General features: G+C 70.8%; 27 protein-coding genes. 12 read left to right on the top strand and 15 right to left on the bottom strand.

The genetic code is table 11. The annotated features are described in order from the left end of the window. The first annotated feature begins 57 nt into the window (after positions 1–57). The 6 genes from BM041_RS17805 to BM041_RS17780 are packed head-to-tail and all read left to right on the top strand — an operon-like array spanning position 58 to position 6,255. A complete protein-coding gene (locus BM041_RS17805; protein ID WP_092961241.1) occupies positions 58–1,023 on the top strand; it encodes a Bug family tripartite tricarboxylate transporter substrate binding protein in 966 nt (321 codons plus the stop codon). Continuing rightward, the gene (locus BM041_RS17800) at positions 1,020–1,487 is read left to right on the top strand and encodes a (2Fe-2S)-binding protein (RefSeq protein WP_092961240.1); all 468 of its coding nucleotides are present in this window, start codon (positions 1,020–1,022) and stop codon (positions 1,485–1,487) included. Before BM041_RS17805 ends, BM041_RS17800 begins: the two co-directional genes overlap by 4 nt. After that, the gene (locus tag BM041_RS17795; protein WP_092961239.1) at positions 1,484–3,631 is read left to right on the top strand and encodes a molybdopterin cofactor-binding domain-containing protein; all 2,148 of its coding nucleotides are present in this window, start codon (positions 1,484–1,486) and stop codon (positions 3,629–3,631) included. Before BM041_RS17800 ends, BM041_RS17795 begins: the two co-directional genes overlap by 4 nt. Next, on the top strand, positions 3,628–4,584 hold the full coding sequence (locus tag BM041_RS17790; protein WP_092961238.1) for a substrate-binding domain-containing protein: 957 nt from the start codon (positions 3,628–3,630) through the stop codon (positions 4,582–4,584). The genes BM041_RS17795 and BM041_RS17790 overlap by 4 nt, the downstream gene beginning before the upstream one ends. A 29-nt stretch (positions 4,585–4,613) precedes the next feature. Continuing rightward, a complete protein-coding gene (locus BM041_RS17785) occupies positions 4,614–5,579 on the top strand; it encodes a Bug family tripartite tricarboxylate transporter substrate binding protein (protein WP_092961237.1) in 966 nt (321 codons plus the stop codon). 4 nt (positions 5,580–5,583) lie between these two features. Further along, on the top strand, positions 5,584–6,255 hold the full coding sequence (locus BM041_RS17780; RefSeq protein ID WP_092961236.1) for an RraA family protein: 672 nt from the start codon (positions 5,584–5,586) through the stop codon (positions 6,253–6,255). 60 nt (positions 6,256–6,315) lie between these two features. On the opposite strand, the gene BM041_RS17775 is transcribed toward BM041_RS17780, so the two are convergent. Genes BM041_RS17775 through queF form a run of 6 tightly spaced genes read right to left on the bottom strand, consistent with a single transcriptional unit; the run spans position 6,316 to position 10,437 of the window. Then, complete coding sequence (locus BM041_RS17775) at positions 6,316–6,972, bottom strand: GNAT family N-acetyltransferase (protein WP_092961235.1); 657 nt, start codon at positions 6,970–6,972, stop codon at positions 6,316–6,318. Continuing rightward, the gene (locus tag BM041_RS17770) at positions 6,972–7,628 is read right to left on the bottom strand and encodes a glutamine amidotransferase-related protein (protein ID WP_092961234.1); all 657 of its coding nucleotides are present in this window, start codon (positions 7,626–7,628) and stop codon (positions 6,972–6,974) included. The genes BM041_RS17775 and BM041_RS17770 overlap by 1 nt, the downstream gene beginning before the upstream one ends. Then, positions 7,625–8,170 (bottom strand): VUT family protein, encoded by a 546-nt coding sequence (locus BM041_RS17765; RefSeq protein WP_092961233.1) that lies wholly within the window; start codon positions 8,168–8,170, stop codon positions 7,625–7,627. Before BM041_RS17765 ends, BM041_RS17770 begins: the two co-directional genes overlap by 4 nt. Further along, positions 8,167–8,979, bottom strand: a complete 813-nt coding sequence (gene queC / locus BM041_RS17760; protein ID WP_092961232.1) for a 7-cyano-7-deazaguanine synthase QueC — start codon at positions 8,977–8,979, stop codon at positions 8,167–8,169. Before queC ends, BM041_RS17765 begins: the two co-directional genes overlap by 4 nt. Then, positions 8,976–10,016, bottom strand: a complete 1,041-nt coding sequence (queG, locus tag BM041_RS17755) for a tRNA epoxyqueuosine(34) reductase QueG (protein ID WP_092961231.1) — start codon at positions 10,014–10,016, stop codon at positions 8,976–8,978. The genes queC and queG overlap by 4 nt, the downstream gene beginning before the upstream one ends. Continuing rightward, positions 10,003–10,437: a preQ(1) synthase gene (gene queF / locus BM041_RS17750; protein ID WP_092961230.1), complete on the bottom strand. Its 435-nt coding sequence runs from the start codon at positions 10,435–10,437 to the stop codon at positions 10,003–10,005. Before queF ends, queG begins: the two co-directional genes overlap by 14 nt. Before the next feature lie 104 nt (positions 10,438–10,541). On the opposite strand from queF, the gene BM041_RS17745 reads away from it, so the two are divergent. Next, on the top strand, positions 10,542–10,934 hold the full coding sequence (locus BM041_RS17745; RefSeq protein ID WP_092961229.1) for a hypothetical protein: 393 nt from the start codon (positions 10,542–10,544) through the stop codon (positions 10,932–10,934). A gap of 169 nt (positions 10,935–11,103) precedes the next feature. On the opposite strand, the gene tgt is transcribed toward BM041_RS17745, so the two are convergent. After that, positions 11,104–12,273, bottom strand: coding sequence for a tRNA guanosine(34) transglycosylase Tgt (gene tgt, locus BM041_RS17740; protein ID WP_092961448.1), 1,170 nt, complete (start codon positions 12,271–12,273; stop codon positions 11,104–11,106). 14 nt (positions 12,274–12,287) lie between these two features. After that, positions 12,288–13,370, bottom strand: coding sequence for a tRNA preQ1(34) S-adenosylmethionine ribosyltransferase-isomerase QueA (gene queA / locus BM041_RS30960; protein ID WP_456303964.1), 1,083 nt, complete (start codon positions 13,368–13,370; stop codon positions 12,288–12,290). Between the two features lie 122 nt (positions 13,371–13,492). On the opposite strand from queA, the gene BM041_RS17730 reads away from it, so the two are divergent. Further along, positions 13,493–14,488 (top strand): metallophosphoesterase, encoded by a 996-nt coding sequence (locus BM041_RS17730; protein ID WP_175534002.1) that lies wholly within the window; start codon positions 13,493–13,495, stop codon positions 14,486–14,488. Positions 14,489–14,491: 3 nt separating this feature from the next. On the opposite strand, the gene BM041_RS17725 is transcribed toward BM041_RS17730, so the two are convergent. From BM041_RS17725 to BM041_RS17715, 3 genes are all read right to left on the bottom strand, one after another. Then, a complete protein-coding gene (locus BM041_RS17725; protein WP_092961228.1) occupies positions 14,492–14,824 on the bottom strand; it encodes a hypothetical protein in 333 nt (110 codons plus the stop codon). A gap of 68 nt (positions 14,825–14,892) precedes the next feature. Next, on the bottom strand, positions 14,893–16,092 hold the full coding sequence (locus tag BM041_RS17720) for a DUF1501 domain-containing protein (RefSeq protein WP_092961227.1): 1,200 nt from the start codon (positions 16,090–16,092) through the stop codon (positions 14,893–14,895). Further along, positions 16,089–17,399, bottom strand: coding sequence for a DUF1800 domain-containing protein (locus tag BM041_RS17715; RefSeq protein WP_092961226.1), 1,311 nt, complete (start codon positions 17,397–17,399; stop codon positions 16,089–16,091). Before BM041_RS17715 ends, BM041_RS17720 begins: the two co-directional genes overlap by 4 nt. 245 nt (positions 17,400–17,644) lie before the next feature. On the opposite strand from BM041_RS17715, the gene fusA reads away from it, so the two are divergent. Beyond that, positions 17,645–19,726 carry an elongation factor G gene (gene fusA, locus BM041_RS17710; RefSeq protein ID WP_092961225.1) on the top strand — a complete coding sequence of 694 codons (2,082 nt, stop codon included), beginning with the start codon at positions 17,645–17,647 and terminating at the stop codon, positions 19,724–19,726. A gap of 120 nt (positions 19,727–19,846) precedes the next feature. Here the strand turns inward: fusA and BM041_RS17705 are convergent, their stop codons facing one another. Next, on the bottom strand, positions 19,847–20,290 hold the full coding sequence (locus tag BM041_RS17705; RefSeq protein ID WP_175534001.1) for a MaoC/PaaZ C-terminal domain-containing protein: 444 nt from the start codon (positions 20,288–20,290) through the stop codon (positions 19,847–19,849). Positions 20,291–20,396: 106 nt separating this feature from the next. Between BM041_RS17705 and BM041_RS17700 the strand changes: the two genes are divergently transcribed. Continuing rightward, positions 20,397–20,861 carry a tripartite tricarboxylate transporter TctB family protein gene (locus BM041_RS17700; RefSeq protein ID WP_092961224.1) on the top strand — a complete coding sequence of 155 codons (465 nt, stop codon included), beginning with the start codon at positions 20,397–20,399 and terminating at the stop codon, positions 20,859–20,861. Positions 20,862–20,877: 16 nt separating this feature from the next. Next, positions 20,878–22,368, top strand: a complete 1,491-nt coding sequence (locus tag BM041_RS17695; RefSeq protein ID WP_092961223.1) for a tripartite tricarboxylate transporter permease — start codon at positions 20,878–20,880, stop codon at positions 22,366–22,368. A 198-nt stretch (positions 22,369–22,566) separates the two neighbouring features. On the opposite strand, the gene BM041_RS17690 is transcribed toward BM041_RS17695, so the two are convergent. The 3 genes from BM041_RS17690 to BM041_RS17680 form a co-directional block, all read right to left on the bottom strand. Next, positions 22,567–23,553: a tripartite tricarboxylate transporter substrate binding protein gene (locus BM041_RS17690; protein ID WP_092961222.1), complete on the bottom strand. Its 987-nt coding sequence runs from the start codon at positions 23,551–23,553 to the stop codon at positions 22,567–22,569. Positions 23,554–23,628: 75 nt separating this feature from the next. Beyond that, complete coding sequence (locus BM041_RS17685; RefSeq protein ID WP_092961221.1) at positions 23,629–24,069, bottom strand: NfeD family protein; 441 nt, start codon at positions 24,067–24,069, stop codon at positions 23,629–23,631. Beyond that, positions 24,054–25,037 carry an SPFH domain-containing protein gene (locus tag BM041_RS17680; protein ID WP_092961220.1) on the bottom strand — a complete coding sequence of 328 codons (984 nt, stop codon included), beginning with the start codon at positions 25,035–25,037 and terminating at the stop codon, positions 24,054–24,056. The genes BM041_RS17685 and BM041_RS17680 overlap by 16 nt, the downstream gene beginning before the upstream one ends. Positions 25,038–25,197: 160 nt before the next feature. On the opposite strand from BM041_RS17680, the gene BM041_RS17675 reads away from it, so the two are divergent. Then, entirely contained in the window at positions 25,198–26,649 is a 1,452-nt protein-coding gene (locus BM041_RS17675; protein WP_092961219.1) for an anion permease, read from the top strand. The last annotated feature ends 65 nt before the right edge of the window (positions 26,650–26,714 follow it).

The raw sequence follows: 26,714 nt of genomic DNA, 5'->3' as shown, positions 1-26,714 counted from the left end.
TGCCCTTCCGGCCGGCATGGACAATGTAGCCGCAAACGGTTGCACCGGGAGGGACCCATGATCTCACGCAGACTGATGTTGGGCGCGGCGGGGCTGCTGGCGGCGCCGTCCATCGCATCGGCTCAGGGCGCCTGGCCGAACCGGCCGGTGAAGATCGTGGTGCCCTTCGGCCTTGGCGGCTCCGCCGATGTCGCGGCGCGTTTCCTGGGGGAGCAGCTGCAGCAATCCCTCGGCCAGCCCTTCGTGATCGAGAACCGGCCCGGCGCCGGCGCCGTGATCGGCACCGACCTCGTCGTGAAGTCGCCCGCCGATGGCTACACGCTGCTGCTGATGTCGAACACCCACACGGCGAATGAGACGCTGATCCCCAACCGGCCCTACCAGCTGATGCGGGACCTGGCGCCGGTCGCGGCCATCAACGTCGCCTACCACGTGCTCGCCGTGCACCCCTCCATCCCCGCCACCACGGTGCCGGAACTGATCGCGCTGCTGCGCGCCAATCCCGGGCGGTATGACTACGCCTCCTCCGGCCCCGGCACGCCCTATCACGTGGCGGGGGAGGTCTTCCTCGCCATGGCTGGCGTGCAGGCGCAGCACGTGCCCTTCCGCGGATCGAACGAGGCCCGCACGGCGCTGATCGCGGGCCAGGTGCCGATCATGTTCGACGCCATCCCGACCATGCGCGAACAGGTCGCGGGCGGCCGCGTCCGCGCGCTTGGCACCACGGGGCCGACGCGCAGCCCGCTGATGCCGGAAGTGCCGGCGGTGGCGGAAGCGCTGCCGGGCTTCGAGGCATCCATCTGGCTCGGCCTGATGGCGCCGGCCGCGCTGCCGCAGCCCATCAAGGAAAGGCTGAATGCGGAGGTGAACCGCATCCTCGCGCTGCCGGCCACCCAGGAAGCCCAGGCCCGCGCCGGCGCCGCGCCGCTGCCGATGTCGATCGCGGATTTCGATGCCTTCCTGCGCCGCGACATCACGCGCCAGGCGGAATACATCCGCATGGCGCGCATGACGCCGACGTGAGCGTTTCCTTCACCCTGAACGGCGCGGCGGTGGCCGCGCCGATCGAGGATGAGGCGCCGCTGCTCGCCGCGCTGCGCGGGCCGCTCGGCCTTTCGGGCACGCGCTATGGCTGTGGGGCGGAACAATGCGGCGCCTGCCTGGTGCTGGTCGATGGCCAGCCCGCCTATAGCTGCACGCTGCACAGCGGCGTGGTGGCGGGGCGCAGCGTGACGACGGTGGAGGGCCTCGGCACGCCGGAAGCGCCGCATCCCCTGCAGACGGCGTTTCTCGAACTCCAGGCTGGGCAGTGCGGCTTCTGCCTTTCCGGCATCCTGCTCCGCGCCTCCGTCCTGCTGCGCGACAAGCCGGCGCCCACCGAGGATGACGTCCGCGCGGCGCTCGATCCGCATCTCTGCCGCTGCGGCAGCCACAACCGCATCATCCGCGCCGTGCTGCGCGCCGCGGCGATAGGGCAGCCCGCATGAACCTGGCCTTCCGCAACGCCGTGCAGGGTGGCGACGACAAGCCGAAGCTCCCCGGCAGCCTGCATGTGAACCGGCGGCTCGACCAATGGCTGTCCATCCAGCCCGGGGGCACCGTGACCATCACGCCGGGCAAGGTGGAGCTGGGGCAGGGGATCATCACGGCACTCGCCCAGATCGCCGCCGAGGAGCTGGATGTCGCGCTGCCCCGCCTGGTGGTGCGCCCGGCCTCCACGCCGGGAAGCCCGGATGAGGCCGTGACGAGCGGCAGCCTCTCCGTCCAGGAATCCGGCATGGCAATCCGCCATGCCTGCGCCGAGGCGCGCGCGATCTTCGTCGGTGTGGCGGCTCAGAAGACCGGTGTGCCGCGCGAGGACATTGCGGTGCAGGACGGCGATTTCGTCGCCCCGGATGGCCGCGTGCTGGGTTCCTACTGGTCCATGGCCGATGCCGCGCTGCTGGCTGTCGAGGCCACGCCGGGCGACCGCGCCAAGCCAGCAAGCGCCCGCCGGATCGCCGGCACCTCCGCGCCCCGGCTTGACCTGCCGGCCAAGATATTCGGCCAGCCGCGCTTCGTGCATGATATGCGCCTGCCCGGCATGATGCATGCCCGCATGGTCCGCCCCGCCGCACGCGGCGCGACGCTCGCGGCGCTCCGCGACGGCCCGCTGCCCGGCGGCGCCACCATCTTCCGCGATGGCAGCGTCCTCGCCGCCCTGGCCACCCAGGAACACCACGCGGAGGCAGCCGCCGCCCGCCTGGCCGCCCGCGCCAGCTGGGATGCGGCGGATACGCTGCCGGAGGAACACGCGATCGAGGCCTGGATGGACTCCGCGCCGCGCGAGGATTCCATCGTGCTGGAACGCAGCGCCGAAACCCCCGCGCCCGCGCGCCGGATCGCGCGCCGCTTCTTCCGCCCCTTCATCACCCACGGCTCCATCGGCACGTCATGCGCCGTCGCGACCTGGACTGGAGATACGGTGGAGATCTGGTGCCACAGCCAGGGCATCTACAACCTCCGCGCCGACCTGACGAAGGCGCTCCGGATGCCGGCGGACAACATCATCCTCCACCATGTCGAGGGTGCCGGCTGCTACGGCCACAATGGCGCGGATGATGTCGCGCTCGATGCCGCCCTCATCGCCCGCGCCCATCCCGGCACGCCGATCCGCGTGCTGTGGTCCCGCGCGGAGGAACTCGCCTGGGGCCCCGCATCCCCCGCGATGATCGTCGATGTGGCGGCGGAGGCCGAGGCGGATGGCACGCTGCTCCGCTGGTCGCAGCAGGTGCTCTCCAACGGGCATTCCGGCCGCCCCGGCCGCGGCGCGTTGCCGACGCTGCTCGCGGCTTCCATGATGGCGGATGGCTTCCCCGTGCCGCCCGCCATCAACCCGCCGCTGGCCGGCGGTGGCGGCGCGCAGCGCAATGCCGTCCCGCCCTATCGCGTGCCTGCGCTGAAGGTCGACATGGCGCGCATCACCGCCATGCCGCTCCGCACCTCCGCGCTGCGCGGCCTGGGCGCGCTGGTGAATGTCTGGGCGATCGAGAGCGTGATGGACGAACTCGCGGCCCAGGCCGCGGAGGACCCGCTGGCGCATCGCCTCCGTCACCTCGACGATGCGCGGTCCCGCGATGTCCTGTCCCGCGCCGCCCGGATGGCGGATTGGCCCAACCGGCAGAAGCGCGATGGCATCGGCATGGGCCTCGCCGTCTCCCGCTACAAGGGCAGCGGCGCCTGGTGTGCCGCGGTGGCGGAGATCGAGGCCGGTGAGCGCATCCGCTGCAAGCGCCTCTGGCTCGCCGCCGATGTGGGGGAGGTCGTGAACCCCGACGGATCGCTGAACCAGATCGAGGGCGGCGCCATCCAGGCGACGTCGCTCTGCCTGCTGGAAGCCGTGCGGCACGATGCGCGCAACGTCACGTCGGATAGCTGGGAAACCTACCCGATCCTCCGCTTTACAGATGTGCCGCGCGTCCAGGCCGAACTCATCGCGCGGCCGGAAGCGCCCCCACTCGGCGCCGGTGAATGCAGCCTCGGCCCCGTCATCGCCGCCATCGCCAATGCCATCGCCGATGCGCTCGGCGTGCGCGTCACGCGCTGGCCCTTCACGCCCGAGAATATCGCCCGCGCCATGGATGATGCATGACCCAGCTTTCCCTCGCCTGCACGCTGACCGATCGCACCCGCGCCGTGGTGGAAGGGCGCATCAAGGTCGAGGGTTTCGACATCGCCTTCACGCCGGGGGAGCCGGAGGACCTGTTCCGCATCGCCATGCGGGAAGCCCGCTACGACATCACGGAGATGTCGATGGGCAGCCACATCCTCTCCGTCGCGCGCGGTGACAGCCGCTACATCGGCGTGCCCGTCTTCCCGTCCCGCGCCTTCCGCCATTCCGCCATCTACATCCGCACCGACCGCGGCATCACCGGGCCGAAGGATTTGGCCGGCCGCGTCATCGGCCTGCCGGAATACCAGCAGACCGCGGCGGTCTGGGTGCGCGGCGTGCTGCGCGACCACTATGGCGTCGATCTGTCCGGCATCACCTGGAAGGTCGCGGGCGAACGCACGCCCATCGTGCTGCCGCCCCACATCCGCAAGGAAAGCATCGCGGAGGGCCAGACGCTCGACGCCATGCTGGCCGGGGGCGAGATCGATGCCGTCATCGCCCCCCGCCCGCCTGCCTGCTTCGTGAACGGTACGGCGCCCGTCGCCCGCCTGTTCCCCGATTTCCGGACCCATGAGGAAGCCTACTACAAGGCCACCGGCTTCTTCCCGATCATGCACTGCATCGCCATCCGGCGTGATGTCGCCGCCGCCAATCCTGGCCTGGCCATGGCGCTGTTCAACGCCTTCAGTGCCGCCAAGGCCCATGCGCTGGCGGAGGCCGCGATGGTGAATGTGCTGCGCGTCTCCATCCCCTGGATCGCGTCGGAAGTCGCGAAGCAGACCGAATTCATGGGCGGCGACCCCTGGCCCTACGGCTTCCGCCGCAACCGGGCGGAGATGGCCGCGATGTGCCGCTTCTCCGCCGCCGATGGCCTGACTTCCCAGGACGTGCAGCCGGAGGCACTCTTCCACGAGACGACGCACGGCGTCTGAACGCCGGCTCAACTCGGGAGGATTAGTCCATGGTCCGGATCAACCGGCGCGCCCTGCTCGGCGCCGCCGCGGTGCTTGCCGCGCCGCGCATCGCCAGCGCGCAGTCCAACACCATCCGCATCGTCGTGCCCTTCGGCCCCGGCGGTTCCACCGATGCCGTCGCACGGCTGGTCGCACCGGGTGTCGGCGCCAGGCTCGGCGCGACGGTGGTGGTGGAGAACCGCTCCGGCGCCGCAGGTTCCATCGGCGCGGATATCGTGGCCAAGGCACGGCCGGATGGCCTGACCTGGATGCTGACCTTCGACAGCCACGCGACCATCCCGGCCCTGCTGCGCACGCCGCCGCTGAACGTGCTGACGGACCTCGATCCCGTCATGCTGATCGGTGGTTCGCCCTATGCCGTGGCCTGCAAGCCGGACAAGCCCTTCCGCACCATGGCGGATGCCGTCACGCGGGCGAAGGCGCAGCGGGACAGCGTCTCCTATGGCTCCACCGGCAACGGGACCATCGGGCACCTGACGATGATCCAACTCGGCGACCGGGAAGGCACGAGCTTCCAGCACGTCCCCTATCGCAGCGGCGGCCTCGCGGTGAACGATGCGGTGGCGGGCCATGTGGACATGATGATCGGCAGCGCCGCGCTGATGCTGCCCCACATCGCCGGCGGATCGCTCCGCCCCCTCATGCAGTTCGGGCCGACGCGACTGGCCGGCCTGCCGGATACGCCGACCTCCGCCGAAGCCGGCTACCAGGGGCTGGAGGCCGAGGCCTGGTGGGGCGTCTGGGGCCCGCGCGGCACGCCGCCCGCCACCATCGCCGCCATGAACGCCGCTTTGCGCGAAGCGCTGTCGGAGGAACGCGCCCGCCGCGTGATGACGGAAACCCAGCAGGCGCGCCTGGTCCTCTCCTCGCCCGAGGAACTCCGCGTCTTCTTCGCGCGGCAGGTCGAGACCTGGGGCGCCATCGTGCGCGCCAACAACATCCAACCGGATTGAGCCCATGTCCTTCGACCGCCTCGCCCCCGATGTGATCGCGCGCTTCGCGAAGCTGCCTTCCTCCTGCGTCTCGGATGCCTGCGACAAGCTGGCCATCCCGGGGCAGGTGGATGGGTTGAAGCCCATGCTGCAAGGCGCGCGCATCTGCGGCCAGGCGGTGACGCTGCGCTACCTGCCGATGGGGCCGGCCGGCGGCACCGTGGGCGATTTCCTGCACCTGGCGGAAGCCGGCGACGTCATCGTCATCGACAATCGCGGCCGCATCGACTGCACCGTCTGGGGCAACATCCTGACGGAGGCCGCGAAGGCCAAGGGCATCGCCGGCACGGTGATCGAGGGCGTGAACCGCGACGTCGGCGAAAGCCGCGAATACGGCTACCCTATCTGGTCCCGCGCCAACCATTCGCGCACCGGCAAGGACCGCGTGGCGCTGGACGCAACCAACGTGCCCGTCGTGCTCGGCCATGTCCGCGTGGACCCGGGCGATGTCATCTGCGCCGATGACAGCTGCGTCGTCTGCGTCCCGCTCTCCCGCGCCATGGACGTGCTGGGCATCGCGGAATCGATCGACGCGAAGGAGGAACTGATCCTTCGCGACATCCGCGCGGGGGTGGACCTGGCGGAGGCCAGGAAGCGGCACGGGTATTACGCGTTGCAGACGCCGGGGAAGGCGTAAGGGCGGGGACGCCGCCCCCGCACCCCCGCCGGGGGGCGTGGCGCCCCCCGGGCCCCGCCTTCAATGGCGGCGGATCAACAAGGTCGTAACGCCGTCGCGATAACGCGGCACGCCAACCTGGACGAAGCCCAGCTTTGCGGCGACGCGCAGCGAACCTGCATGGGCAGGGTCGATCATGCAGAAGCAGTCGCGACCCAGCCAGGCCAGCGCCGCAGCCGCGGCCTCCGTCGCCAGGCCCTTCCCATGCACGGCGGGCGATAGCACCCAGCCCATCTCCGGCAGGGCAGGGGGCGCGGGGTCCAGCGGCCGGTGGAAATCCGCGAAGCCGACATCGCCGAGATAGGCGCCGGTTTCGCGATCCTCCACCGCCCAATAGCCGAAGCCCAGCAACCGCCAGAGCCCGGCATAGCGCAGCAGCCGCCCCCAGCTTTCCTCCCGCGTCGCCGGCCGGCCACCGATGAAGCGCGTCACCGCCGGGTCCGCCCAGAGCGTCGCCAGCGCCTCGAAATCCTCGACGCTGTGCGGCCGCAGCCGCAGGCGCGGCGTGTCCAGCCTCACACCAACGGCCGCTTGCAGCGGCTCGTTGGTGTTGCTTTCCGGTGCCTCAATCGCCAGCGCCCGCTCCGCGGGCTTGGCTTCGCCGCACTGGCCGCGGGCGCCATCCGGCGCCTCGGCCGGCGTTGCCGGCCGCAGGTCACCCCGTCGTGCCGATCGCATCACACCCCGGCCCGCCGTAGCAATTCCGCGAACAAGGCCTCCCGCGCCGCGCGCCGTTCCTCGAACAGCACCGCGCCCTGGTCGAGCATCGCTCCGCGGTCCACGGCGCCAGGCGCCGACAGGCTCGCCCAATGGTCCATGATCGCGGGTGTCGCCTCCGGGTGGAACTGAACGGCGATGGCGTTGGGCAGCGCGAAGCACTGAACCGTGCCGGCATCGCGGGCCAGCACCGTCGCCTGCGGCGGGGGCGTGATCACATCGCCATGCCAGCGCGGCCACACCCCTTCCAGGGAGGGCTCAGCGGCCTCCGCATTGCCGATCCAGCCGCGATGGAACACGCCCTCCGCATGGCGCGCCACGCTGCCGCCCGCGGCGGCCGCCATCATCTGCGCGCCGAAGCAGATGCCGATGGTGGGGTGCTGCGCCTCCAGCCGCTTCGCCACCATGGCGCGCTGCGCGTCGATCCAGGGATGGGCCGCGCCCTCATAGACGCCCCGCGGCGATCCGAGCATGACGACGAGGGGCGCCGCCTGCATCTGGGCGTCCGTCACGTCACAGCCGGCGATGATCTCCAGCTCATGCCCCTGCGCGCGCAGCCAGTCGCCGAAGGCGCCCTCCGGCGCTGTCTCGCTGTTCCGAACCACCAGGATCTTCATGCAATCCCCCGCGCCGCATCGCGCCTGCGCATCACCTGCAGGATGGGCAGCGCCGCCAGCACCATCCACGCCTTGCCCAGAACCTGCCCGGCCATGAAGTCCAGGCTGCCGAAGGCCAGCCACAGAAACACAGCGCTATCCACCACCAGGCCCACCGCGCCACTCGCCGCCACGGCCAGCACCAGGCCCCGCCGTTGCAAGGGCGTATAGACCGCGAGGTCCACGAGTTCCGAGAGCAGGAAGGCCAGCGCGGAGGCCACCACCAGCGCCGGCGGCGCCAGCAGGGCGGAGAGCGCGGCGCCGGCCAGCACCGCCCCGAACGCCCATCCCAGCCCGAGCCGGCGCTGCACCAGATCCCGCAGCACCAGCGCCAAGCCGATCATCAGCACGCCCGACGGCGCCATGACCCCTGGCGCGACCGGCACCAGGCAGGGCCCGCCCGGGATGCACATCGTGCCTGCATGCCCGATCAGCCAATTGGCCGCCGGGATGCACAGCCCGAACCCCGCGAGGAAGACGAAGCCCTCCGCCCGCGGGGTCATGCCGCCTTCCACTTCCGCCAGCCGCGTTCCCGCAGGTCACAGGCCGGGCAATGCCCGCAGCCCGCGCCCCATTCATGCGGCGTGCGATCGCCGAGGTAGCAGGAATGGGTGATGGTCCGGATCGCCTCCACCAACCCATCCCCGCCAAGCTCCTGCGCCAGCTGCCAGGTTGCCGCCTTGTCCCGCCACATCAGCGGCGTGTGCAGGACGAAACGCTTCTCCATGCCGAGGTTCAGCGCCACCTGCAGCGCCTTGATCGTGTCGTCCCGGCAGTCGGGATAGCCGGAATAGTCGGTCTCGCAGACGCCGGTGACGATGTGCTTCAGCCCGCGCCGGAAGGCGAGCGCCGCGGCGAAGGTCAGGAAGATCAGGTTCCGCCCGGGCACGAAGGTGTTGGGCAGCCCGCCGGTCTCCATCTCGATCGCCACATCGCGGGTCAGCGAGGTCTCGCTGATCGCGCCCAGGGCATCGATCTTGATGATATGATCCGCGCCGAGCCGGCCGCCCCAGACGGGATGCGCCGCGACATGCGCGCGGAAGGCGGCGCGCGTTTCCAGTTCCACCACATGCCGCTGGCCGTAGTCGAAGCCCAGCGTCTCCACCGCGGCATAGCGGTCCAGTGCCCAGGCCAGGCAGGTCGCGCTGTCCTGCCCGCCGGAGAACAGCACCAGCGCCTTGTCGCTCCGCTCGCCCTCAATCGCCGGGCGCGCGCTCCGCGCGCTTGGCTCGCCGGACTGCCGGCGGGCCGCATTCGCGGCCTCGCCCGCCGCTGGCGGGCGCGAAGCGGCTCCAGCAACAGAAGGGATCATCCAAGCAACCTCTCGCTTGCCCATCGCGCACATTCCGCGACGCTCTCATCCGCATCATCGCACAGGCCCTGCGCCGTGGCGCGCAGCGCCGGATCGCCGCTGTTGCCGATGGCCACCAGCACGTTCCGCACGAAGCGGTTGCGGCCGATGCGCTTGATGGGGCTGGCGCTGAACAGCGCGCGAAACCCCGCATCATCCAGCGCGGCCAGTTCCGCCAGCCGAGGCGCCGTCAGGGCCGCGCGCGGCGCGAAGGCCGGCTCCTCATGCGCCCGGGCGAATTTGTTCCAGGGGCAGACCGCCAGGCAGTCATCGCAGCCATAGATGCGGTTGCCCATCCTCGCGCGCAGTTCAGCCGGGATCGGGCCGTGATGCTCGATGGTCAGGTAGGAGATGCAGCGCCTGGCATCCAGCCGGTAGGGCGCCGGGAAGGCCTCCGTCGGGCAGGCGCGCAGGCAGGCATCGCAGCGTCCGCAATGGTCGCGCTCCGCCTCATCCGGCACCAGGTCGAGCGTGGTGAACACCTCGCCCAGGAACAGCCAGGACCCGAAATCGCGGGAGACGAGGTTGGTATGCTTGCCCTGCCACCCGATCCCCGCCTGCTGCGCCAGCGGCTTTTCCATCACCGGCGCGGTATCGACGAAGACCTTGATCCCGCTGCCCTTGAACCGCCCCGCGATCCAGCCGCCCAGCTGCTTCAGCCGCCCTTTCACCAGGTCATGATAGTCCCGGTTGCGGGCGTAGACGCTGATCGTCCCTCGGTCCCGCCAGCCCAGGCTTTCCATCGGGTCCCGGTCCGGCCCGTAGTTCAGGCCGAGCGAGATCACGCTCACCGCTTCCGGCCACAGCGCCTTCGGGTCCGCGCGCTGGTCGGCGCGAGCCTCCATCCAGCCCATCGATCCATGGTGTCCCGCGGCCAGGAAGGCACCCAGTCGTTCCCGCGCCTCCGCGGCCAGTGCGGCGCGCGCGAAGCCCACCGCATCGAAGCCCAGCGCCAGCGCGCGGGCCCGTATCGCGTCCCGGGCCTCAGCCCCGCCCACGATACCCCGGCACGTCCTGCGGCGGCACCCAGACGCCCGCCGGCGGCTCCCCCGTGGCGTAGAACACGTCGATCGGGATGCCGCCCCGCGGATACCAGTAGCCGCCGATGCGCAGCCACTCCGGGTCCAGCTCCTCCACCAGGCGCCGCGCGATGCCGACCGTGCAGGCCTCGTGGAAGGCGCCGTGGTTGCGGAAGGCGGTCAGGTAGAGCTTCAGGGACTTGCTCTCCACCAGCCAATCCCGCGGCACATAGTCGATGACGAGATGCGCGAAATCCGGCTGGCCCGTCATGGGGCAGAGCGAGGTGAACTCCGGCGCCGTGAAGCGCACGCAATAGCGCTGCCCCGGATGCGGGTTCGGCACGCGCTCCAGCACCGCCGCCTCCGGCGTCGCGGGCTGCGCCGTCTGCTGGCCGAGCATGGTCAGCCCGCTCGTATCCGTCGAAATCGAAGGTCCCGTCACCGCCTGGAATCCACTAGCCTGGAAGGCGGCGCCTATAGCAGCGCCGGAAGGAAGGGGCGAGGATGCGCGTATTCCTGGTGGCGGCTGCCCTGGCCCTGGCGACGCCCGCCGCGGCACAGACCCCGATCACCGCCTGGTGCGCCGGCGGCGTGACCGGCGGCGGCAACGGCACGCGCATCATGCCGGATGGGCGCCTCCTCCGCCTCAGCCGCACAACCGCCGCCGCCCCCGAAGTGGCAACCCCGCTGGGGGAGGACGAAGCCGCCTTCCGCCGCTGGGACGCCATCCTGGCCGCTGCCGGCTTCATCCGCATGGGCGGGGGCGCGCCGGGGAACATGACCTGCTCCCTCAGCCAGGGCACCACGACCATCCGCTGGCCCGGCACGACCCCGCCGCCCGACCTGCCGCCGACGGTGGCGCAGGTGTTCGGGGAGTTGCGGGGATGGAGGCCGTGAGTGGGGTGGGTGCGGGTGGCCCTCGGAGAGGGGCGCTGCCCCTCTCCGAACCTCACCCAGCCAGGGTCCAGCGGGACCCTGGACCGCGAGGTTTTGGAAGGCGGAGGGAGGGGCACCGAGCACGCTCGGATGGGGGACGCGCGCCGTGCCCCTCTCTCCGCCTTCCAATTCACATGGGATCCAAGGGGCCGCTGCCCCTTGGCGGGGAAGGGGTCTGGGGAGGGGGCAGCGCCCCGTCCCCAGCCTCACCAGCGCCACCCCACCCCGCCTCGATCACCGCCGCTTCTTCCTCGAACCGCCCCGCCAGGATCGCCGCCCGCAGGCGTGCGGTCAGGCGCTGGTAGTACTGGATGTTGTGCCAGGTCAGCAGCATCGGGCCGAGCATCTCCTCGGCCTTGATGAGGTGGTGGATATAGGCGCGGGAGTGGTTGCGGCAGGCCGGGCAGTCGCAGTCGGGGTCCACCGGCCCGGTGTCTTCCGCGTGTTTCGCGTTGCGCATGTTGAGCACGCCGCGGCTGGTATAGGCGCGGCCGGTGCGGCCGGATCGCGTGGGGATCACGCAGTCGAACATGTCGACGCCGCGACGGATGGATTCGATCAGATCCGAGGGCGTGCCCACGCCCATGAGGTAGCGGGGCGCATCCTGCGGCAGTTGCGGCGTGGTGAAGTCCAGCACCCGCAGCATCTCCGCCTGGCCCTCGCCGACGGCCAGGCCGCCGATGGCATAGCCTTCGAAGCCGATCGCGGTCAGGGCCTGGATGCTCTCGCTGCGCAGATCCTCGAAGGTGCTGCCCTGCACGATGCCGAACAGGCCGTGGCCGGGGCGCGGCTTGAAGGCTGCGCGGGACCGCGCGGCCCAGCGCATGGACAGGCGCATGCTCTCGGCGGCCTGTTCATGCGTGGCGGGGTAGGGCGTGCATTCGTCGAAGCACATGGTGACGTCGGCGCCCAGCAGATGCTGGATCTCCACGCTGCGTTCCGGCGTGATCCGGTGCTTCGACCCGTCGATATGGGACTGGAAGGTCACGCCATCGGCGTCGAGCTTCCTGAGCCCCGCCAGCGACATCACCTGGTAGCCGCCGCTATCCGTCAGGATCGGCCCGTGCCAGTCCATCAGCCTGTGCAGCCCGCCGAGGCGCGCCACGCGTTCCGCGCCGGGGCGCAGCATCAGGTGGTAGGTGTTGCCCAGCACCATCCGCGCGCCGGTGCTGCGCACCGCATCGGCCGTCATGGCCTTGACGGTGCCGGCGGTGCCGACCGGCATGAAGACCGGTGTCGGCACCTCCCCATGCGCCGTCATCAGGGTGCCGGCGCGGGCCGCGCCGTCTCGGGCGGCCATGGTCCAGTGCAGGGTCACGCGGGGGAATCCTGGTCGCAGCGGAACAGCAGGCTGCCGTCCCCGTAGGAGAAGAAGCGGTATTCCTGCGCCACCGCATGCGCATAGGCCGCGCGCATCCGCCGCGTGCCGGCGAAGGCGGAGACCAGCATGAGCAGCGTGGATTTGGGCAGGTGGAAATTCGTCACCAGAGCATCGACGGCGCGGAAGCGGTAGCCCGGCAGGATGTAGAGGTCCGTCAGCCCCCGGAAGGGCGCGACGGTCCCATCCTCCCGCGCCGCGCTTTCGGTCGTGCGCAGCGCCGTCGTGCCCACCGCCACCACCCGGCGGCCCTCGGCGCGGGCCTGGTTGATGGTGTCCGCGGCCTCCGGCGATACGTCGCACCATTCCTGGTGGATGTGGTGCGCGCGGGGGTCATCCTCCCGCACCGGCAGGAAGGTGCCGGCGCCGACATGCAGCGTCACGGTCGCGCGCCGGATGCCGCGCGCGTCGAGTGCCGCCAGGAGCTGGTCGGTGAAGTGCAGGCTGGCGGTGGGGGCGGCCACGGCGCCGGGGCGTTCCGCGAAGATGGTCTGGTAGTCCGCCACATCCTCCGCGCCCGGCTTGCCATCGCGGTGGATGTAGGGGGGCAGGGGAACCTCGCCCGCCTGTTCCAGCGCGGCTGCCAGCGCCGCCTGGTCCGGCCCGAAATCGAGCAGCGCGCTGCCGCCGTCGCGCTCCACCACCCGCGCCACGCAGCCTTCCGCGCCCTCGATCGCCACGGTATCGCCGGGCCGCAGCCGCCGGGCATTGCGGATCAGCGCGTGCCACAGCCCGCCGCCCTCCGCCCGGTTCAGCATGATCTCGACGCGGGCCTCGCCCCGGCGGCCATGCAGCCGGGCCGGGATCACGCGGGTGTCGTTCACCACCAGCACATCGCCGGGGTCGAGCATCGCCGGCAGGTCGAGGACGCCCCGATCCTCCAGCCGCCCATCGCCCACCACCAGCAGGCGGGCGGAATCGCGTGGCCGGGCCGGCGCCTGGGCGATCAGGCGTTCGGGCAGGTCATAGTCGAAATCCCCGGTTCGCAGCGGCGTGGGGAAGGGCGGGGCATCCGGCATGGCCGCGGCATGTGGCCCGGACCCCCGGGCTTGTCCAGCACGGAACGCCGCCGATCCGTCATGCACGCGGGCCGGGCGGCGCGGTAGAAGGGCGCCAGGCCGTTCCTTCCGCGGAGTCCCCGATGCGTCGCCTGCTGCCGCTGCTTCTCCTGCTCCTTGCCCCCGTCGCCCCTGCCGCCGCGCAACCCTTCAGCTTCGCCGCCTTCGGGGACGTGCCCTATTGCCGCCCCTGGGCACCACGGGAATGCGTGGAACAGGAAGCCCGCGTCGCCGACCTGATGCAGGACCTGAACCGCGCCAACCCGGCCTTCACCGTCCATGTCGGCGACACGATCGGCGGCAGCGAATTGTGCACGGACGAGAAACTGCTCCGCGCCTTCGCCTTCTTCACCCTGGCGAACCACCCGCTGGTCTATACGCCAGGCGACAATGAATGGACGGATTGCTGGCGCGATTTCGCCGGCCGGTATGCGCCGCAGGAGCGTCTGGCCTTCCTCCGTGCCCGCTATTTCCGGGATGCCAGCAGCCTCGGCCGCCGCCCCATGCCGCTGCTGCGCCAGGCGGATGTGGACCCCGCCCACCCCGCGCTGGTGGAGAATGCCCGCTGGGTCCGCAACGCCGTGGTCTTCGCCACCCTCCACGTCACCGGCAGCAACAACGGCCGCCCCGGCATCCCCGGCGACACGCCCGTGGTCCCCCAGGCGCCCGGCGCGCTGGCGGAATACGAGGCCCGGCACGCCGCCAACCTGGCCTGGCTGGAGGCGACCTTCGCGGATGCCACCCGCGCTGCCGCCCCGGCGGTTGTGGTGATGGTGCAGGCGGATCTGTTCTACGTGGCGCGCTGCGGCCGCGGCTATGACAGCGGCTATGCCGATTTCCGCTCGGCCTTGGCCCGCCACGCCGCGGCCTTCGGCAGGCCCGTGCTGCTGGTGCATGGCGACAGCCATTTCTGGCTGCATGACCGGCCCATCGCCACCGCCCCGAACCTGACCCGCATCATGGTGCCGGGGGATCAGGATGTCCGTGCCGTGATGGTCGCGGTCGATCCCTCGGCCGCCGAGCCCTGGTCCTTCACCTTCATCGGCCGAGACGACCGGATGGCCCGCCCGGGCTGCTGACCGTCACGCCGGCAGCCAGCGCAGCAGCGGGCCGAGTTCCGCCGCATCCCCCTCCGTCACCCCGATGACGGCGGAGAGGTCCACGCGGCCACGGCCCGGGATCTCCAGCGTCGGCGGCTCGAAGCTGGCGATGCTCGTCCCGTCCGGCGCCTCCACATGCCCGGCGGGGTGGGATTGCGTCGCCTCCGCTGCCTCATTCCCGCGGGGATGGGCGTCGGAAGGTTCGTCATTCCCCGCATAGCCAACCCCCTGCATGGGGGCGAGGGAATAGCGCGGCTCATCAGCCTCCCCCGGCCGCTCGATCTCATAGCGATAGACGGCGAAGCGTTCCGGCATCCTGGCATTCCCTTGTCGTGCAGGGGGAACGCCAGGGCCGCCGATCGGGTTGCCCGGTATCGGGCGGCTCAGGCCCTGATCAGCCCGGCCATGGGCGGGGCGTCCCGGCTGTCCGGGAAGGCCTGCGCCACCGCGGCCTCCGGCAGCCGCAGATGGTCCCGCAGCAGGCCCTTGGCGATCGTCCGCAGGTCGCGCGTGGGCTGCAGGTCCCGGTTCTCGAACAACTGCCCGGGCGCCAGCCCTGGCCAATCCGCCACAACCCGGCCGCCGGCCACCGCGCCGCCCAGCAGGAAGGCGACGCCGCCGGTGCCGTGATCCGTGCCGAGATTGCCGTTCACCCGGGCGGTGCGACCGAACTCCGTCACGATCAGCACCGCCGTCCGCGCCCATGCCGCGCCGAGCGAGGTCTTGAGCTGGCCGATCCCGTCATCCAGCAACCGCAGCGGTCCCATGATGCGCCCGGCCTGGCTGGCATGGGTGTCCCAACCCCCGAGTTCCAGCGCGGCCACGCGCGGCCCGCCGCTTTCCGACAGCAGCCGTCCCGCCGCCGCCGCCAGGCGCGGGAAGCTGCCGCGATCCGGGTCATTGCTCGGCGCGCCCAGCGTCTGCATGGCGAAGCCGCGGGCGCGCATCCCCTCCGCGAAGGGCGCGGCAAGGCGCGGATCGGCGCCCTGCAACTCCGCGAGGCGGTACATCAGGTCCTCGGAAGGCCGGTCGAGCCCCGGGGGGGCGTAGGCGCCCACGGGGACCGGCCCGCGCAGCAGCAGCGGCACGCCGGCGCCGATGGCGATGCCGGCGCGCGACGGGCCCGCCGACGGCACGGCCTGCAGGGCGCGGTTCAGCCAGCCGCTGGTCATGCTCCGGCTGGCGCCGGTCTCCAGCAGGTCCTGCGCCTCGAAATGGCTGCGGCTGCGATGGGGGCCCGCCACGGCATGCAGGGCCAGCGCCTCATTGGCCCGGTACATCGCATGGAGGTTGGCGAAGCCCGGATGCAGGCCGAACTGGCCGCCGAGGTCGAGCAGCCCGCCCTCCTGCCCGGGTTCGGGCAGCATCAGCGCCCCGCGCAGCTCCGCCGCCCCTGGGTCGCCATAGGGCTGCACGGCATGGAGCCCATCCAGCGCGCCCCGCAGGATGATGACGACCAGCCGCCGGTCCCCCGCCGCCTGGCCGAAGGCCACCCGCGACCGCCCCAGCGCGAAGGTGGCGCCCAGGCCCAGCAGCAGGCCGCGGCGGCCGATGCGGAAGGAGGCGTGCTTCGCGTCGCTCATCGCTGCATGAACTCCGGGCTGCCGAGCAGCAGGGTCAGGGCATCGCGCACCGAACCCGCGCGGCCCACCGCGGTCGCGGTCTCCGCCCGTCCCAGCGGCCCGAGCGCGGCCGCCGCCACCGCCCGCGGATCGGCGCGCGGCACGCGCCCGGCCAGGTTGTAGGACCAGTCCACCCGGCGCATCAGACCCTCCGGCGATGCCCAATGCGCCAGCCCGTCCGGCCAGCCATTGGGCTGCGGCGCGGTCCAGAGCGGCTGGTCCAGCGCCGCGAGGCCCGTGAGGATGACGTCGGCGCGTTCCTCCGGCAGCCCGATCGCCCGGGCCGCGGTGATGACGTAGTCCATCGGCGCCTTCATCTTCGCCAGCGGCCGGTCCCAGGCCTGCGGCAGACGCACCAGCGCGCGGGCAACGGCGCCGAGGTCCCCCCGCGTGTCGCGCAGCACGGCTTCCAGCGCCCGCACCGCCTCCGCCGGCGGATCATCGGCCACGAAATGCCGGGCGAGCTTCGTCGCCAGGTGGCGCCAGGTGGCGGGATGCTCCGCCAGGAACCGCAGCGCGGCCTCGCCCTCCGCCTCTCCGTCCCCGAAGCGGCGGCCGAGGATGACCTTCTCCCCGGGATCATGCGTGGCGGGGCGGAAGGCGAAGCCGACCGGCGGGACGCGGGATTCGACCGACCAGCCCGTCAGCAGGCGGGCGAATTCCTGCACGTCCCGCTGGGTATAGCCGCCGCTGGGGGAGACCGTGTGCAGTTCCAGCACCTCCCGCGCCAGGTTCTCGTTCAACCCGCGCCGCCGGCGCTCGCCCACCGGGCTGGCCGGCCCGGTGGAGTTCTGGTTGTCGAGGTAGACGAGCATCGCGGGGTGGCGGGCCACGGCGACGACCATGTCGGCGAAGCGGCCGGTGACATGCGGGCGGATCGCATCGCGCTGGAAGGCGCCGATGATCGGCTGGATGGCGCCCACGCGGCGGCTGACCGTGAAGTGGTTCATCCAGAAATCGACCAGCCTTTCGCGGTAGCCCTCCTTCGTGGTCAGGGCGCGATGGGCCTGCGCGATCATGTCGGCCCGGATGGCCTCGGCCAGCGCCGCGCGGCCATTGGGCGCCCGGGGCGCCTCCATGTTGGCCCGCCGCGCGGCCCGGTCGGCAAGGGCAAGCTCGAAGCCCTCGGCCACTGTCAGGCCCTGGGGCGGCGGCGCCGGGTTGTCGATCTGCCCGACCAGCCAGGCCTCCGGGTCGGCAGGCGGCGCCTCGCCCAGCCGGAGCCCGTAGCCGAAGCGGATGGCGGCGATGTATCCGCGAACACTCATGGGACGGACCACTAGCACGCCGCCCGCGCCGCCGCAGCGGTCGTGTGGTGACGGATGGTGACGCGGCGCTGCCGCAGGGCAGCCCCGCATCGCCCGCCATGCGGGAACGCTTGCAAAACCGGCCGGGAGAGGGCATCTCCCCCTCCGCACAAGACTAGATTCGGAACCATTGCGCGGGCGGCACAGGGATTTCCCCACGGGGATTTCCCCAGTGTCGGGCCCGCTTTCGCGTATGGAGGCCCATCGTGGCGCGCACACCGCTCGACAAGATCCGCAACATCGGCATCACGGCGCATATCGATGCCGGCAAGACGACGACGACCGAGCGGATTCTCTACTACACCGGCAAGTCCCACCGGATTGGTGAAGTCCACGACGGCAACACCACGACCGACTACATGGAGCAGGAGCGCGAGCGGGGGATCACCATCACCTCCGCCGCCGTGACGGCCGTGTGGAAGGACTACCGCATCAACGTCATCGACACCCCCGGCCACATCGACTTCAACATCGAGGTCAACCGGTCGCTGCGCGTGCTGGACGGCGCCGTCTTCATCATCGAGGGCGTGGCTGGCGTGCAGCCGCAGTCCGAGACCAACTGGCGCCTGGCCGACCGCTACAACGTTCCGCGCATCATCTTCATCAACAAGCTGGACCGCACGGGCGCCGATTTCTACCGCGCCGCCGCGACCCTGACCGAGAAGCTCGGCATCAACTGGGTGACGCTGCAGCTCCCGATCGGCATCGAGGACACCTTCGTGGGCGTCGTCGACCTGGTCGAGATGAAGGCGATCATCTGGAAGGGCGACGAGCTCGGCGCGAAGTACGAGGACGCGCCGATCCCGGCCGACCTGGCCGACAAGGCCGCCGAATACCGCCAGAAGCTGGTCGATACCGTGGTCGGCATCGATAACGCCGCCATGGAAGAGTATTTCGACAAGGGCGACGTCTCCGTCGAGACGCTGAAGCGCTGCATCAAGCTCGGCACCATCTCCGGCGAGTTCCGCCCGGTGCTGTGCGGCACGGCCTTCAAGAACAAGGGCGTGCAGCCCCTGCTCGACGCCGTGGTGGACTATCTGCCGAGCCCGATCGACATCCCCGGCATCAAGGTGGCGCCGGAGGAAGGCCAGGACGAGACGGCCGACCGCCGCAACATCCCGGCCGATGAGAACGCGCCCTTCGCCGGCCTGGCGTTTAAGATCATCAACGACAAGTACGGCAACCTGACCTTCGTGCGCGTCTACCGCGGCGTCCTCCGCCAGGGCGACATGGTGATGAACACCACGAAGGGCCAGCGCGAGCGCATCGGCCGCATGTTCCAGATGCACGCCGACAAGCGCGAGGAAATCAAGGAAGTCTCCGCCGGCGACATCGCCGCCTTCGTGGGGCTGAAGGACACCGGCACGGGTGACACCCTGGCCGACCAGGCCGACCCCGTGGTGCTGGAGCGCATGGCCTTCCCGGTCCCCGTCATCGACATCTCTGTCGAGCCGAAGACCAAGGATGCGGTCGAGAAGATGCAGATCGGCCTCGGCAAGCTGGCCGGCGAGGACCCGTCTCTGCGCGTCAAGACCGACCAGGAAAGCGGCCAGACCATCCTGTCCGGGATGGGCGAGCTGCACCTGGAGATCATCGTCGATCGCCTCCGCCGCGAATACAACGTGGAGTGCAACATCGGCGCCCCGCAGGTCGCGTACCGCGAGACGATCACCAAGCCGCACACCGAGATCTACACCCACAAGAAGCAGTCGGGTGGCTCGGGCCAGTACGCCGAGGTGAAGATCGTCTTCGAGCCGAAGGAACGGAACGAGGGCATCGAGTTCGTCAACGGCGTCGTCGGCGGCTCCGTCCCCCGGGAATACATCCCGGCGGTCGAAAAGGGCATCAAGGTGCAGGCCGATACCGGCGTGCTCGCCGGCTTCCCCACGGTGGACTTCAAGTACACCCTGGTGGACGGCAAGTACCACGACGTCGACTCGTCGGCCCTGGCCTTCGAAATCGCCGCCAAGGCCTGCTTCCGCGAAGGCATGAAGAAGGCCAGCCCGGTCATCCTCGAGCCGATCATGGACGTGGAAGTCACCACGCCGCAGGACCACGTCGGCGACGTCGTCGGCGACCTGAACCGCCGCCGCGGCGTGATCCAGTCGCAGGACATGGCCGGCACCTCCGTCATCGTGCGCGCCCATGTGCCGCTGAAGGAGATGTTCGGCTACATCTCGAACCTCCGCGGCATGACCAAGGGCCGCGCGAGCTTCTCGATGCAGTTCCACCACTATGATCCGGTGCCGCGCAACGTCGCCGACGAGATCATGAAGAAGTCCGCCTGATCCCATCGGGATAGACTGACGCCAGCGGCGCGGGGGGCAACCCCCGCGCCGTTTTGCGTTTCACCCCGCCTCCGGCGGGAGGGGCGGGGGGCAACCCCCGCGCCGTTCGTGTTTCCGGCCCTACCGCTTCATGAAATGCGTGGCGACGGCGTCCAGCACCACCGCGCCCGTATCCACCCGCCGCAGCAGGTAGCGCAGTTTCGCGATCCCCATCTCCGGCTTGCTGCGGGAGGGGCGGATCTCCACCACGCCCAGCGTGAAGGCCACCTCCGTATCCGGCGGCAGCGGCGCCGGCCAGGACAGTTCCATTCCCCCGCCCGCCAGGTTGATCCGGCTGATCAGCCCGCTGCGGACCAGGTGGCCGATGGCGGAGGACAGGGTGTGCAGCCCGGACGCCACTAGCCCGCCGAAGATCGAGCCCTTCGCCGCTTCCTCATCCAGGTGGAAGTATTGCGGGTCGTACTTCCCGGCGAAGTCCAGCACCTCCTGCCGCGGCAGGGCGAAGCGGCCCAGGTCGAATTCCTGGCCGGGCGACAGCTCATCGAGCGAATTCAGGGGCGTCATGGCAACCTCGCTGGTGGTCGGCGTACCTTGTCGCGACGGGCCGCTACAGCCTAGCCTCCCCACAAGGGCATCAGGGGGGAGCCATGCGCCACGGCAGATCAACGCCATGAAGCTATCGGACCGCATGTCCGGCGGCATCCTCGTCGCGCTCGGCATTGCCGCAGCCTGGTTCGGGTCGCGCCTGCCAGGCGTGCCGGGCCAGGATGTCGGACCCTCCGTCTTTCCGATGGTGGTCGGCGGCGGACTCGTGCTGTGCGGCGCGCTCGTCGCCTTCGGCATCGGCCAGGGGTTCGAGGCACCGGAGGAGGAGGACCCGACCCCGCGCCACCCGCTGTATGGCCTGCGTGCCCTGCTGCCGCCGGCGCTGCTTGTGCTGTATGTGCTGGTCGCGGAACCGCTGGGATTCCTGCCGACCGCGGCGATCATGATCGGCATCGCCGCCTATGCGCTCGGCGCTTCCTGGCGGCTCCTCCTGCCGCTGGCGCTGATCGCCCCCTTCGGCGTCCACGCCGTCTTCGCGAAACTGCTGCGCGTCCCCCTGCCGGACGGCGTCCTGCCGGCGCCGTGGTGATCCCCCAGGTGACCAAATGACCGATCTTCTCGAAGGCCTTCGACTGGTCGCGGAGACGGAGGTGGTGATCGCCATCATCCTCTCCTCCATCTACGGCCTGGTGGTGGGGTCGCTGCCCGGCCTGTCCGCCACCATGGCGACGGCGCTGCTGGTGCCCTTCACCTTCTACCTGTCGCCCATCGCGGCCGTGGCCACCATCATCTCCGCCAGCGCCATGGCGATCTTCTCCGGCGACATCCCCGGGGCGCTGCTGCGAATCCCCGGCACGCCGGCGTCCGCGGCCTATACCGACGAAGCCTATGCGATGACGCGCAAGGGCCAGGCGGAGCTCGCGCTCGGCGCTGGCCTCTGGTTCAGCGCGATCGGCGGCATCGTCGGCACGCTGTCGCTGGTGCTCATGGCGCCGGTGCTGGCGGAGATGGCGCTGAACTTCTCCTCCTACGAATACTTCTGGCTCGCGCTGCTGGGCCTGATGTGTGCCACGCTGGTGGCGCGGTCTTCCCCCGTGAAGGCCATCGCCTCCATGCTGCTCGGCCTGCTGGTGGCCTGCATCGGCATGGAGAACCCGGCCGGCACACCGCGCTTCACCTTCGGCCTGACGGACCTTCTGGGGGGCATCGAGCCGATTCCCGCGCTGGTCGGCGTCTTCGCGGTCAGCGAAGTGATGCGGGCCATGCTGATCCCGCCGCCGCCGCCGCTGCCGGACCGGAAGTTCGGATCGATCCTGGCGGGGCAATGGGCGCTGACGAAGAAGTACCAATGGCCGATGTGGCGGGGCAATGTCGTCGGCATCATCATCGGCGTGCTGCCCGGCGCGGGCGCGGACATGGCGGCCTGGGTCAGCTACGCCATGTCCAAGAAGTTCAGCAAGGAGCCGGAGAAGTTCGGCACCGGCCACCCGGAAGGCCTGGTGGAGGCCGGTGCCTCCAACAATGCCTCCCTCGCCTCTGGCTGGGTGCCGTCCCTGCTGTTCGGCATACCCGGCGACACCATCACCGCCATCGCCATCGGCGTTCTCTACATGAAGGGGCTGAACCCCGGGCCGACGCTGTTCACCGAACGCGCCAGCAGCATGTACGCGCTCTACATCATCTTCATCATCGCCAACATCATCATGATCCCGCTGGGCATCCTGATGATCCGCCTCGCCAGCCGCATCCTGAAGGCGCCGCGCTCGGCGGTGATGCCGGTCATCATGCTGCTCTGCGCCGTCGGCACCTTCGCCACGGGGGCCAACCTGTTCGCCGTCATCCTCGTCGCGATCTTCGGCTGCCTGGGCTTCGTGATGGAGCGCAACGGCTATCCGGTGGCGGCAATGGTGCTCGGCATCGTCATGGGGTCGATGCTGGAACAGACCTTCGTCACGTCGCTCATCAAGTCGGACAGCAGCGTGCTGCCCTTCTTCGAACGGCCCGTGGCGGGCGTGCTGGCGGCGCTGACCCTGGGTGCCCTGGCCTGGCCGGTGCTGGCCTGGGCGCTGCAACGCCGGAAGGTCGCGGCGGCGTAGGCGAGGGGGGCCTTGCCCCCCTTCGATCCCCCCACCAGGAGGCAGCGTCCTCCTGGACCACGGGCATGACGACGAAAGGGGAGGGGGCCGAAACGCCCCCTCCCCATTCGTACTTGTATCTCAAGGGTTCCAAGGGCCCGCTGGCCCTTGGTGGGTGGGGTCCGGGGAGGGCTACGCCCTCCCCGGCGCTCCCCGCCGTCAGCCCCGCGCCAGCCCCGCCGCGCGCATCGCCTCGCCCATTCCGGTATTCGCCCGGTCCATGAAGCTCGCGAAATCCTGCGGCCCGGCCCACACCGTGCCGAAGCCGCGCGCGCGCATGAAGTCCTGGAACTCGCTGGACTTGAACGCCTTGTCGAGCGACGCGACGATGGTGTCCCGCACATTCGCCGGCAGGTTCGGCGGCCCGGCGATGCCCCGCCAGGCGCCGGAGGAGTAGTTGATCCCCAGCGTCTCGTTCAGCGTCGGCACGTTGCCGAAGATCGGGTTGCGGGCCGGCGCCATGATGGCCAGCGCCTTCGCCCGGCCGGCATCGATCATCGCCCGCGCCTCGGGGATGGAGCAGGTGACGAGGTCGATGCCGTTCGCCGCCAGGTCCTGCATGGCCGGCGCCGCGCCGTTGGAGGGGACCCACCGCACATGGTCGCCGCGCAGCCCCATCGCCTGCAGCCAGCCCACCAGCGCCAGGTGCCAGATGCCGCCCTGGCCGGTGCCGGATGCCTTGAGTTGCCCGGGGCGGCTCGCCCGGATCGCATCCGCCAGCGCCTTGATGTCGGCGTGGGGGGAGGAGGCGTTGACCGTGACGCCGGGCGGGTCCTCGTTCATCAACGCCAGCGGGGTGTAGCTGGTGGGCTTCAGTTCGGTGAGGCCCTGCCAGTGCATCATGGCGATCTCGACCGTGATCATCCCGATCGTGTAGCCATCCGGCGCCGCGGTCGCGATGGCGCTGTGCCCGACCACGCCCGAACCACCCGTGCGGTTCACGACATTCACGGGCTGGCCGAGGTCGCGTTCCAGCAGCGACCCCACGATTCGCGCGGTCGCGTCCGTGCCGCCGCCGGCACCCCATGGCACGATCAGTTGGATAGGCCGCACGGGCCAGCGCGGCTGGGCCAGCGCGGGCAGTGCCAGGCTGGCGGCGCCCAGGCCGGAAGCGGCCAGCAGGGTACGACGGGTCACGCGGGTCATCTCGACATTCCTCCCCATGCGTCGCCGATGTGCCGGCACGCTTTGCGGAAGGCTATGCGGGATTCCGCCGCCGCATCAAGCGCGCGGGGCGGCGGCGGGCCTCACGATCAATACGGTGCCGTCCACCCCTTCGACCCGGACGCTGTCGCCGACCGACGCCGCCGCATCCCGCGGCAGCCGTGCCGCCCAATCGCTGTCGCCGAGGCGGACGCGCAGGCCCCCGGGCTCCACCAGGATCACCGTGGCCAGGCGCCCCGCCAGCCCGGCCTCCGGCGCATTGACCCGATGCGCCGGCCCCTCCACCCGCTTCTTGAGGCGGAGCGAGGCCAGCACGCCGGTACCCAGCAGCAGCAGGAAGACCGCGACCTCCAGCCCGAGGCCGGGATCATGCAGCAGCACCAGCAGCCCCGTGCCGATGGCGGCGATCCCCGCCCAGAGGAACCAGACGCCCGGCAGCAGCAGTTCCGCGCCGAGCCCGACCAGCCCGGCGAGGATCCAGATCAGCCCCGGGTCCATGGGCTCACCCCCGGCAGGGTCCCGCCGGCGGGCGGTGCCGGCGGCGGCGGTGCGGGCGGCGGGGCGGCGGGTGGCGCGGTCCCGGCGTGGGAGGCCCGCAGCAATTCCATCGCCTGCGTGATCCCGCCCGCGAGGGAGGCGCTTTCCATCGGCACGACGACGAGCTTGGAGGAGGGGTTGGCGGCCAGCGCCTCGAACGCCTTCACATATTGCTGGGCAATGAAGTAGCGCAGCGCGTCGGACCCCGCCCCGGCGGCCGCTTCCGCCACCATGCGCGTGGCATTCGCCTCCGCCTGGGCCAGCGCCTCCCGCGCCTCCGCATCGCGGAGCGCGGAGTCGCGGCGGCCTTCGGCCTGGAGGACCAGTGCCTGCTTGTCGCCCTCCGCCTTCGCCACGCTGGCGCGGCGCTCGCGCTCCGCCGTCATCTGCAGGTTCATGGCGCGGATCAGGTTCTCCGGCGGCTCGATCTTGCGGATCTCCACGCGGCTGACCTTGGCGCCCCAGGATTCCGTCGCGCCATCAAGGATGGTGAGGAGCGAGGTGTTGATCCGGTCGCGCGACGACAGCGTCTGGTCCAGGTCCATCTCCCCGATCACGGCGCGGATGTTGGTCATCGCCATGGCGACCAGCGCCTGCTTCAGATCCTGCACCGCATAGGCCGCCTTGGCGGGATCCATGACGCGGTAATAGACGATGCCATCGACCGCGACCGAGGCATTGTCCTTGGTGATGACCGACTGCTCCGGAATGTCGAGCACCACTTCCTGAACGTTCAGCTTGCGGCCGATGCCGTCGACATAGGGGATGATGAGGTTGAGCCCGGGCTGGAGCAGGCGCGTGAAGGCGCCGAATCGCTCCACCGACCAGACCTCCCCCTGCGGCACGGTCCGCACGCCCTTCGCCACGGTGATGACGGCCAGGATGACGATGACGGCGAGGATGATGGTGGCGAGGGGAATCTCGGGCATGCGGAATCTCCAGTCCAAGTGATGGCGCAGGCCAGGGTGTGGTCCATTTCCTGGCCCGCGAATGCGGCGCCGGGATGACGTTCGCGTGTCTTGCGCCGCATCAATGCCGGCGCGGCCCTGGCGCGCGCAATCTGGCGGCGGATCACGGATCGGGTGGGGCATGCCGCATTGGATGAAACTGGCCGCGCCGGTGGCGCTGGCGGCGTTGCTGGCCCTTCTGCCGGCGCCGGAGGGCCTGTCCCCCCATGCCTGGCTCTACTTCGCCATCTTCGCCGGCGTGGTGCTGGCGCTGGTGCTGGAACCCATCCCCGGCGCGCTGATCGGGCTGACGGGCGTCACGCTGATCGCGCTGCTGTCACCCTGGGTGCTCTACGGCCCGGCGGAACTCGCGCGGCCGGGCTTCCGCCCCGCCACGGCGTCGCTGGCCTGGGCGCTGTCCGGTTTCAGCAACGCGACGGTCTGGCTGATCTTCGCGGCCTTCATGTTCGCGCTGGGCTATGAGAAATCGGGCCTCGGCCGGCGGATCGCGCTGCTGCTGGTGCGCGCCATGGGGCGGCGGACGCTGACGCTGGGCTATGCCATCGCCTTCGCCGACCTGGCGCTGGCGCCCTTCACGCCGAGCAACACGGCGCGGTCCGGCGGCACCATCTACCCCGTCGTGCGCAACCTGCCGCCGCTCTATGGCAGCCTGCCGAACGACCCGACGGCGCGGCGGATCGGCGGCTACGTCATGTGGACGGCCATCGCCGCCACCTGCGTCACCTCCTCCATGTTCCTCACGGCGCTGGCGCCGAACCTGCTGGCGCTGGAACTGGCAAGCCGCACGGCGCGCGTCACCATCACCTGGTTCGAATGGTTCCTGGCCTTCGCCCCGGTCGGCGCCATCCTGCTGCTGGCCGTGCCGCTGCTGGCCTGGAAGCTCTACCCGCCGGAGGTGACGGAGGGCGGGGAGGTCGTCGCCTGGGCGGGCGAGGAACTGGCGCGGATGGGCAGGCTGACGCGGAAGGAGGTCATGCTCGGCGTGCTGGTGGTGGTCGCGCTCGGCCTCTGGGTGTTCGGGGAGCCGGCGATCAACAGCACTACGGTGGGCCTGGCGGTCTTCGCCGCCATCGTCCTGACCGGCATCGCGAGTTGGGATGACGTGCTGGCCAACAGGCAGGCCTGGAACACGCTGGCCTGGTTCGCGACGCTGGTGGCGCTCGCCGGCGGCCTGGCGCAGGTGGGCTTCGTTGCCTGGTTCGCGGCCAAGGTCGGTGGCGCCGTCGCGGGGGTGTCGCCGACCACGGCGCTCGTGGCACTCGTGATCGTCTTCTACCTCGCCCACTATGCCTTCGCCTCCGTCACCGCGCATGTCACGGCGCTGCTGCCGGTGATGCTGACGGTCGGCGCGGCGGTGCCGGGGATGGACATGAAGGCGCTGACGCTCGCCCTCGTCCTCACCCTCGGCATCATGGGCATCCTGACGCCCTACGCGACGGGGCCGAGCCCGGTCTACTACGGCAGCGGCTACCTGCCGGCGCGGGACTACTGGCGGCTCGGCGCCATCTTCGGGGCGCTGTTCCTGGCGGTATTCCTGGTGGTGGGCATCCCCTGGATCATGCTGATCCGGTAGCCCGCCGAATCCCTTGGTCGGATCGTTCCGCGGGCCTAGCCTTGGCGGCTTCCGCCGGGCTGCCC

Source organism: Falsiroseomonas stagni DSM 19981 (assembly GCF_900114315.1).
GTDB classification, from domain to species: Bacteria; Pseudomonadota; Alphaproteobacteria; order Acetobacterales; family Acetobacteraceae; genus Falsiroseomonas; species Falsiroseomonas stagni.
The sequence above is the reverse complement of the archived record's forward strand: the minus strand, read 5'-3'. Positions and strand labels throughout refer to the sequence as shown.

What these genes read in the sequence shown, in the direction of transcription:
- BM041_RS17805 (WP_092961241.1), top strand. Translation starts at nt 58, where the DNA reads ATGATCTCACGCAGACTGATGTTGGGCGCGGCGGGGCTGCTGGCGGCG.
- BM041_RS17795 (WP_092961239.1), top strand. Translation starts at nt 1,484, where the DNA reads ATGAACCTGGCCTTCCGCAACGCCGTGCAGGGTGGCGACGACAAGCCG.
- BM041_RS17790 (WP_092961238.1), top strand. Translation starts at nt 3,628, where the DNA reads ATGACCCAGCTTTCCCTCGCCTGCACGCTGACCGATCGCACCCGCGCC.
- BM041_RS17785 (WP_092961237.1), top strand. Translation starts at nt 4,614, where the DNA reads ATGGTCCGGATCAACCGGCGCGCCCTGCTCGGCGCCGCCGCGGTGCTT.
- BM041_RS17780 (WP_092961236.1), top strand. Translation starts at nt 5,584, where the DNA reads ATGTCCTTCGACCGCCTCGCCCCCGATGTGATCGCGCGCTTCGCGAAG.
- BM041_RS17775 (WP_092961235.1), bottom strand. Translation starts at nt 6,972, where the DNA reads ATGCGATCGGCACGACGGGGTGACCTGCGGCCGGCAACGCCGGCCGAG.
- BM041_RS17770 (WP_092961234.1), bottom strand. Translation starts at nt 7,628, where the DNA reads ATGAAGATCCTGGTGGTTCGGAACAGCGAGACAGCGCCGGAGGGCGCC.
- BM041_RS17765 (WP_092961233.1), bottom strand. Translation starts at nt 8,170, where the DNA reads ATGACCCCGCGGGCGGAGGGCTTCGTCTTCCTCGCGGGGTTCGGGCTG.
- queC (WP_092961232.1), bottom strand. Translation starts at nt 8,979, where the DNA reads ATGATCCCTTCTGTTGCTGGAGCCGCTTCGCGCCCGCCAGCGGCGGGC.
- queF (WP_092961230.1), bottom strand. Translation starts at nt 10,437, where the DNA reads ATGCTCGGCCAGCAGACGGCGCAGCCCGCGACGCCGGAGGCGGCGGTG.
- BM041_RS17745 (WP_092961229.1), top strand. Translation starts at nt 10,542, where the DNA reads ATGCGCGTATTCCTGGTGGCGGCTGCCCTGGCCCTGGCGACGCCCGCC.
- tgt (WP_092961448.1), bottom strand. Translation starts at nt 12,273, where the DNA reads ATGGCCGCCCGAGACGGCGCGGCCCGCGCCGGCACCCTGATGACGGCG.
- queA (WP_456303964.1), bottom strand. Translation starts at nt 13,370, where the DNA reads ATGCCGGATGCCCCGCCCTTCCCCACGCCGCTGCGAACCGGGGATTTC.
- BM041_RS17730 (WP_175534002.1), top strand. Translation starts at nt 13,493, where the DNA reads ATGCGTCGCCTGCTGCCGCTGCTTCTCCTGCTCCTTGCCCCCGTCGCC.
- BM041_RS17725 (WP_092961228.1), bottom strand. Translation starts at nt 14,824, where the DNA reads ATGCCGGAACGCTTCGCCGTCTATCGCTATGAGATCGAGCGGCCGGGG.
- BM041_RS17720 (WP_092961227.1), bottom strand. Translation starts at nt 16,092, where the DNA reads ATGAGCGACGCGAAGCACGCCTCCTTCCGCATCGGCCGCCGCGGCCTG.
- BM041_RS17715 (WP_092961226.1), bottom strand. Translation starts at nt 17,399, where the DNA reads ATGAGTGTTCGCGGATACATCGCCGCCATCCGCTTCGGCTACGGGCTC.
- BM041_RS17705 (WP_175534001.1), bottom strand. Translation starts at nt 20,290, where the DNA reads ATGACGCCCCTGAATTCGCTCGATGAGCTGTCGCCCGGCCAGGAATTC.
- BM041_RS17700 (WP_092961224.1), top strand. Translation starts at nt 20,397, where the DNA reads ATGAAGCTATCGGACCGCATGTCCGGCGGCATCCTCGTCGCGCTCGGC.
- BM041_RS17695 (WP_092961223.1), top strand. Translation starts at nt 20,878, where the DNA reads ATGACCGATCTTCTCGAAGGCCTTCGACTGGTCGCGGAGACGGAGGTG.
- BM041_RS17690 (WP_092961222.1), bottom strand. Translation starts at nt 23,553, where the DNA reads ATGACCCGCGTGACCCGTCGTACCCTGCTGGCCGCTTCCGGCCTGGGC.
- BM041_RS17685 (WP_092961221.1), bottom strand. Translation starts at nt 24,069, where the DNA reads ATGGACCCGGGGCTGATCTGGATCCTCGCCGGGCTGGTCGGGCTCGGC.
- BM041_RS17680 (WP_092961220.1), bottom strand. Translation starts at nt 25,037, where the DNA reads ATGCCCGAGATTCCCCTCGCCACCATCATCCTCGCCGTCATCGTCATC.
- BM041_RS17675 (WP_092961219.1), top strand. Translation starts at nt 25,198, where the DNA reads ATGCCGCATTGGATGAAACTGGCCGCGCCGGTGGCGCTGGCGGCGTTG.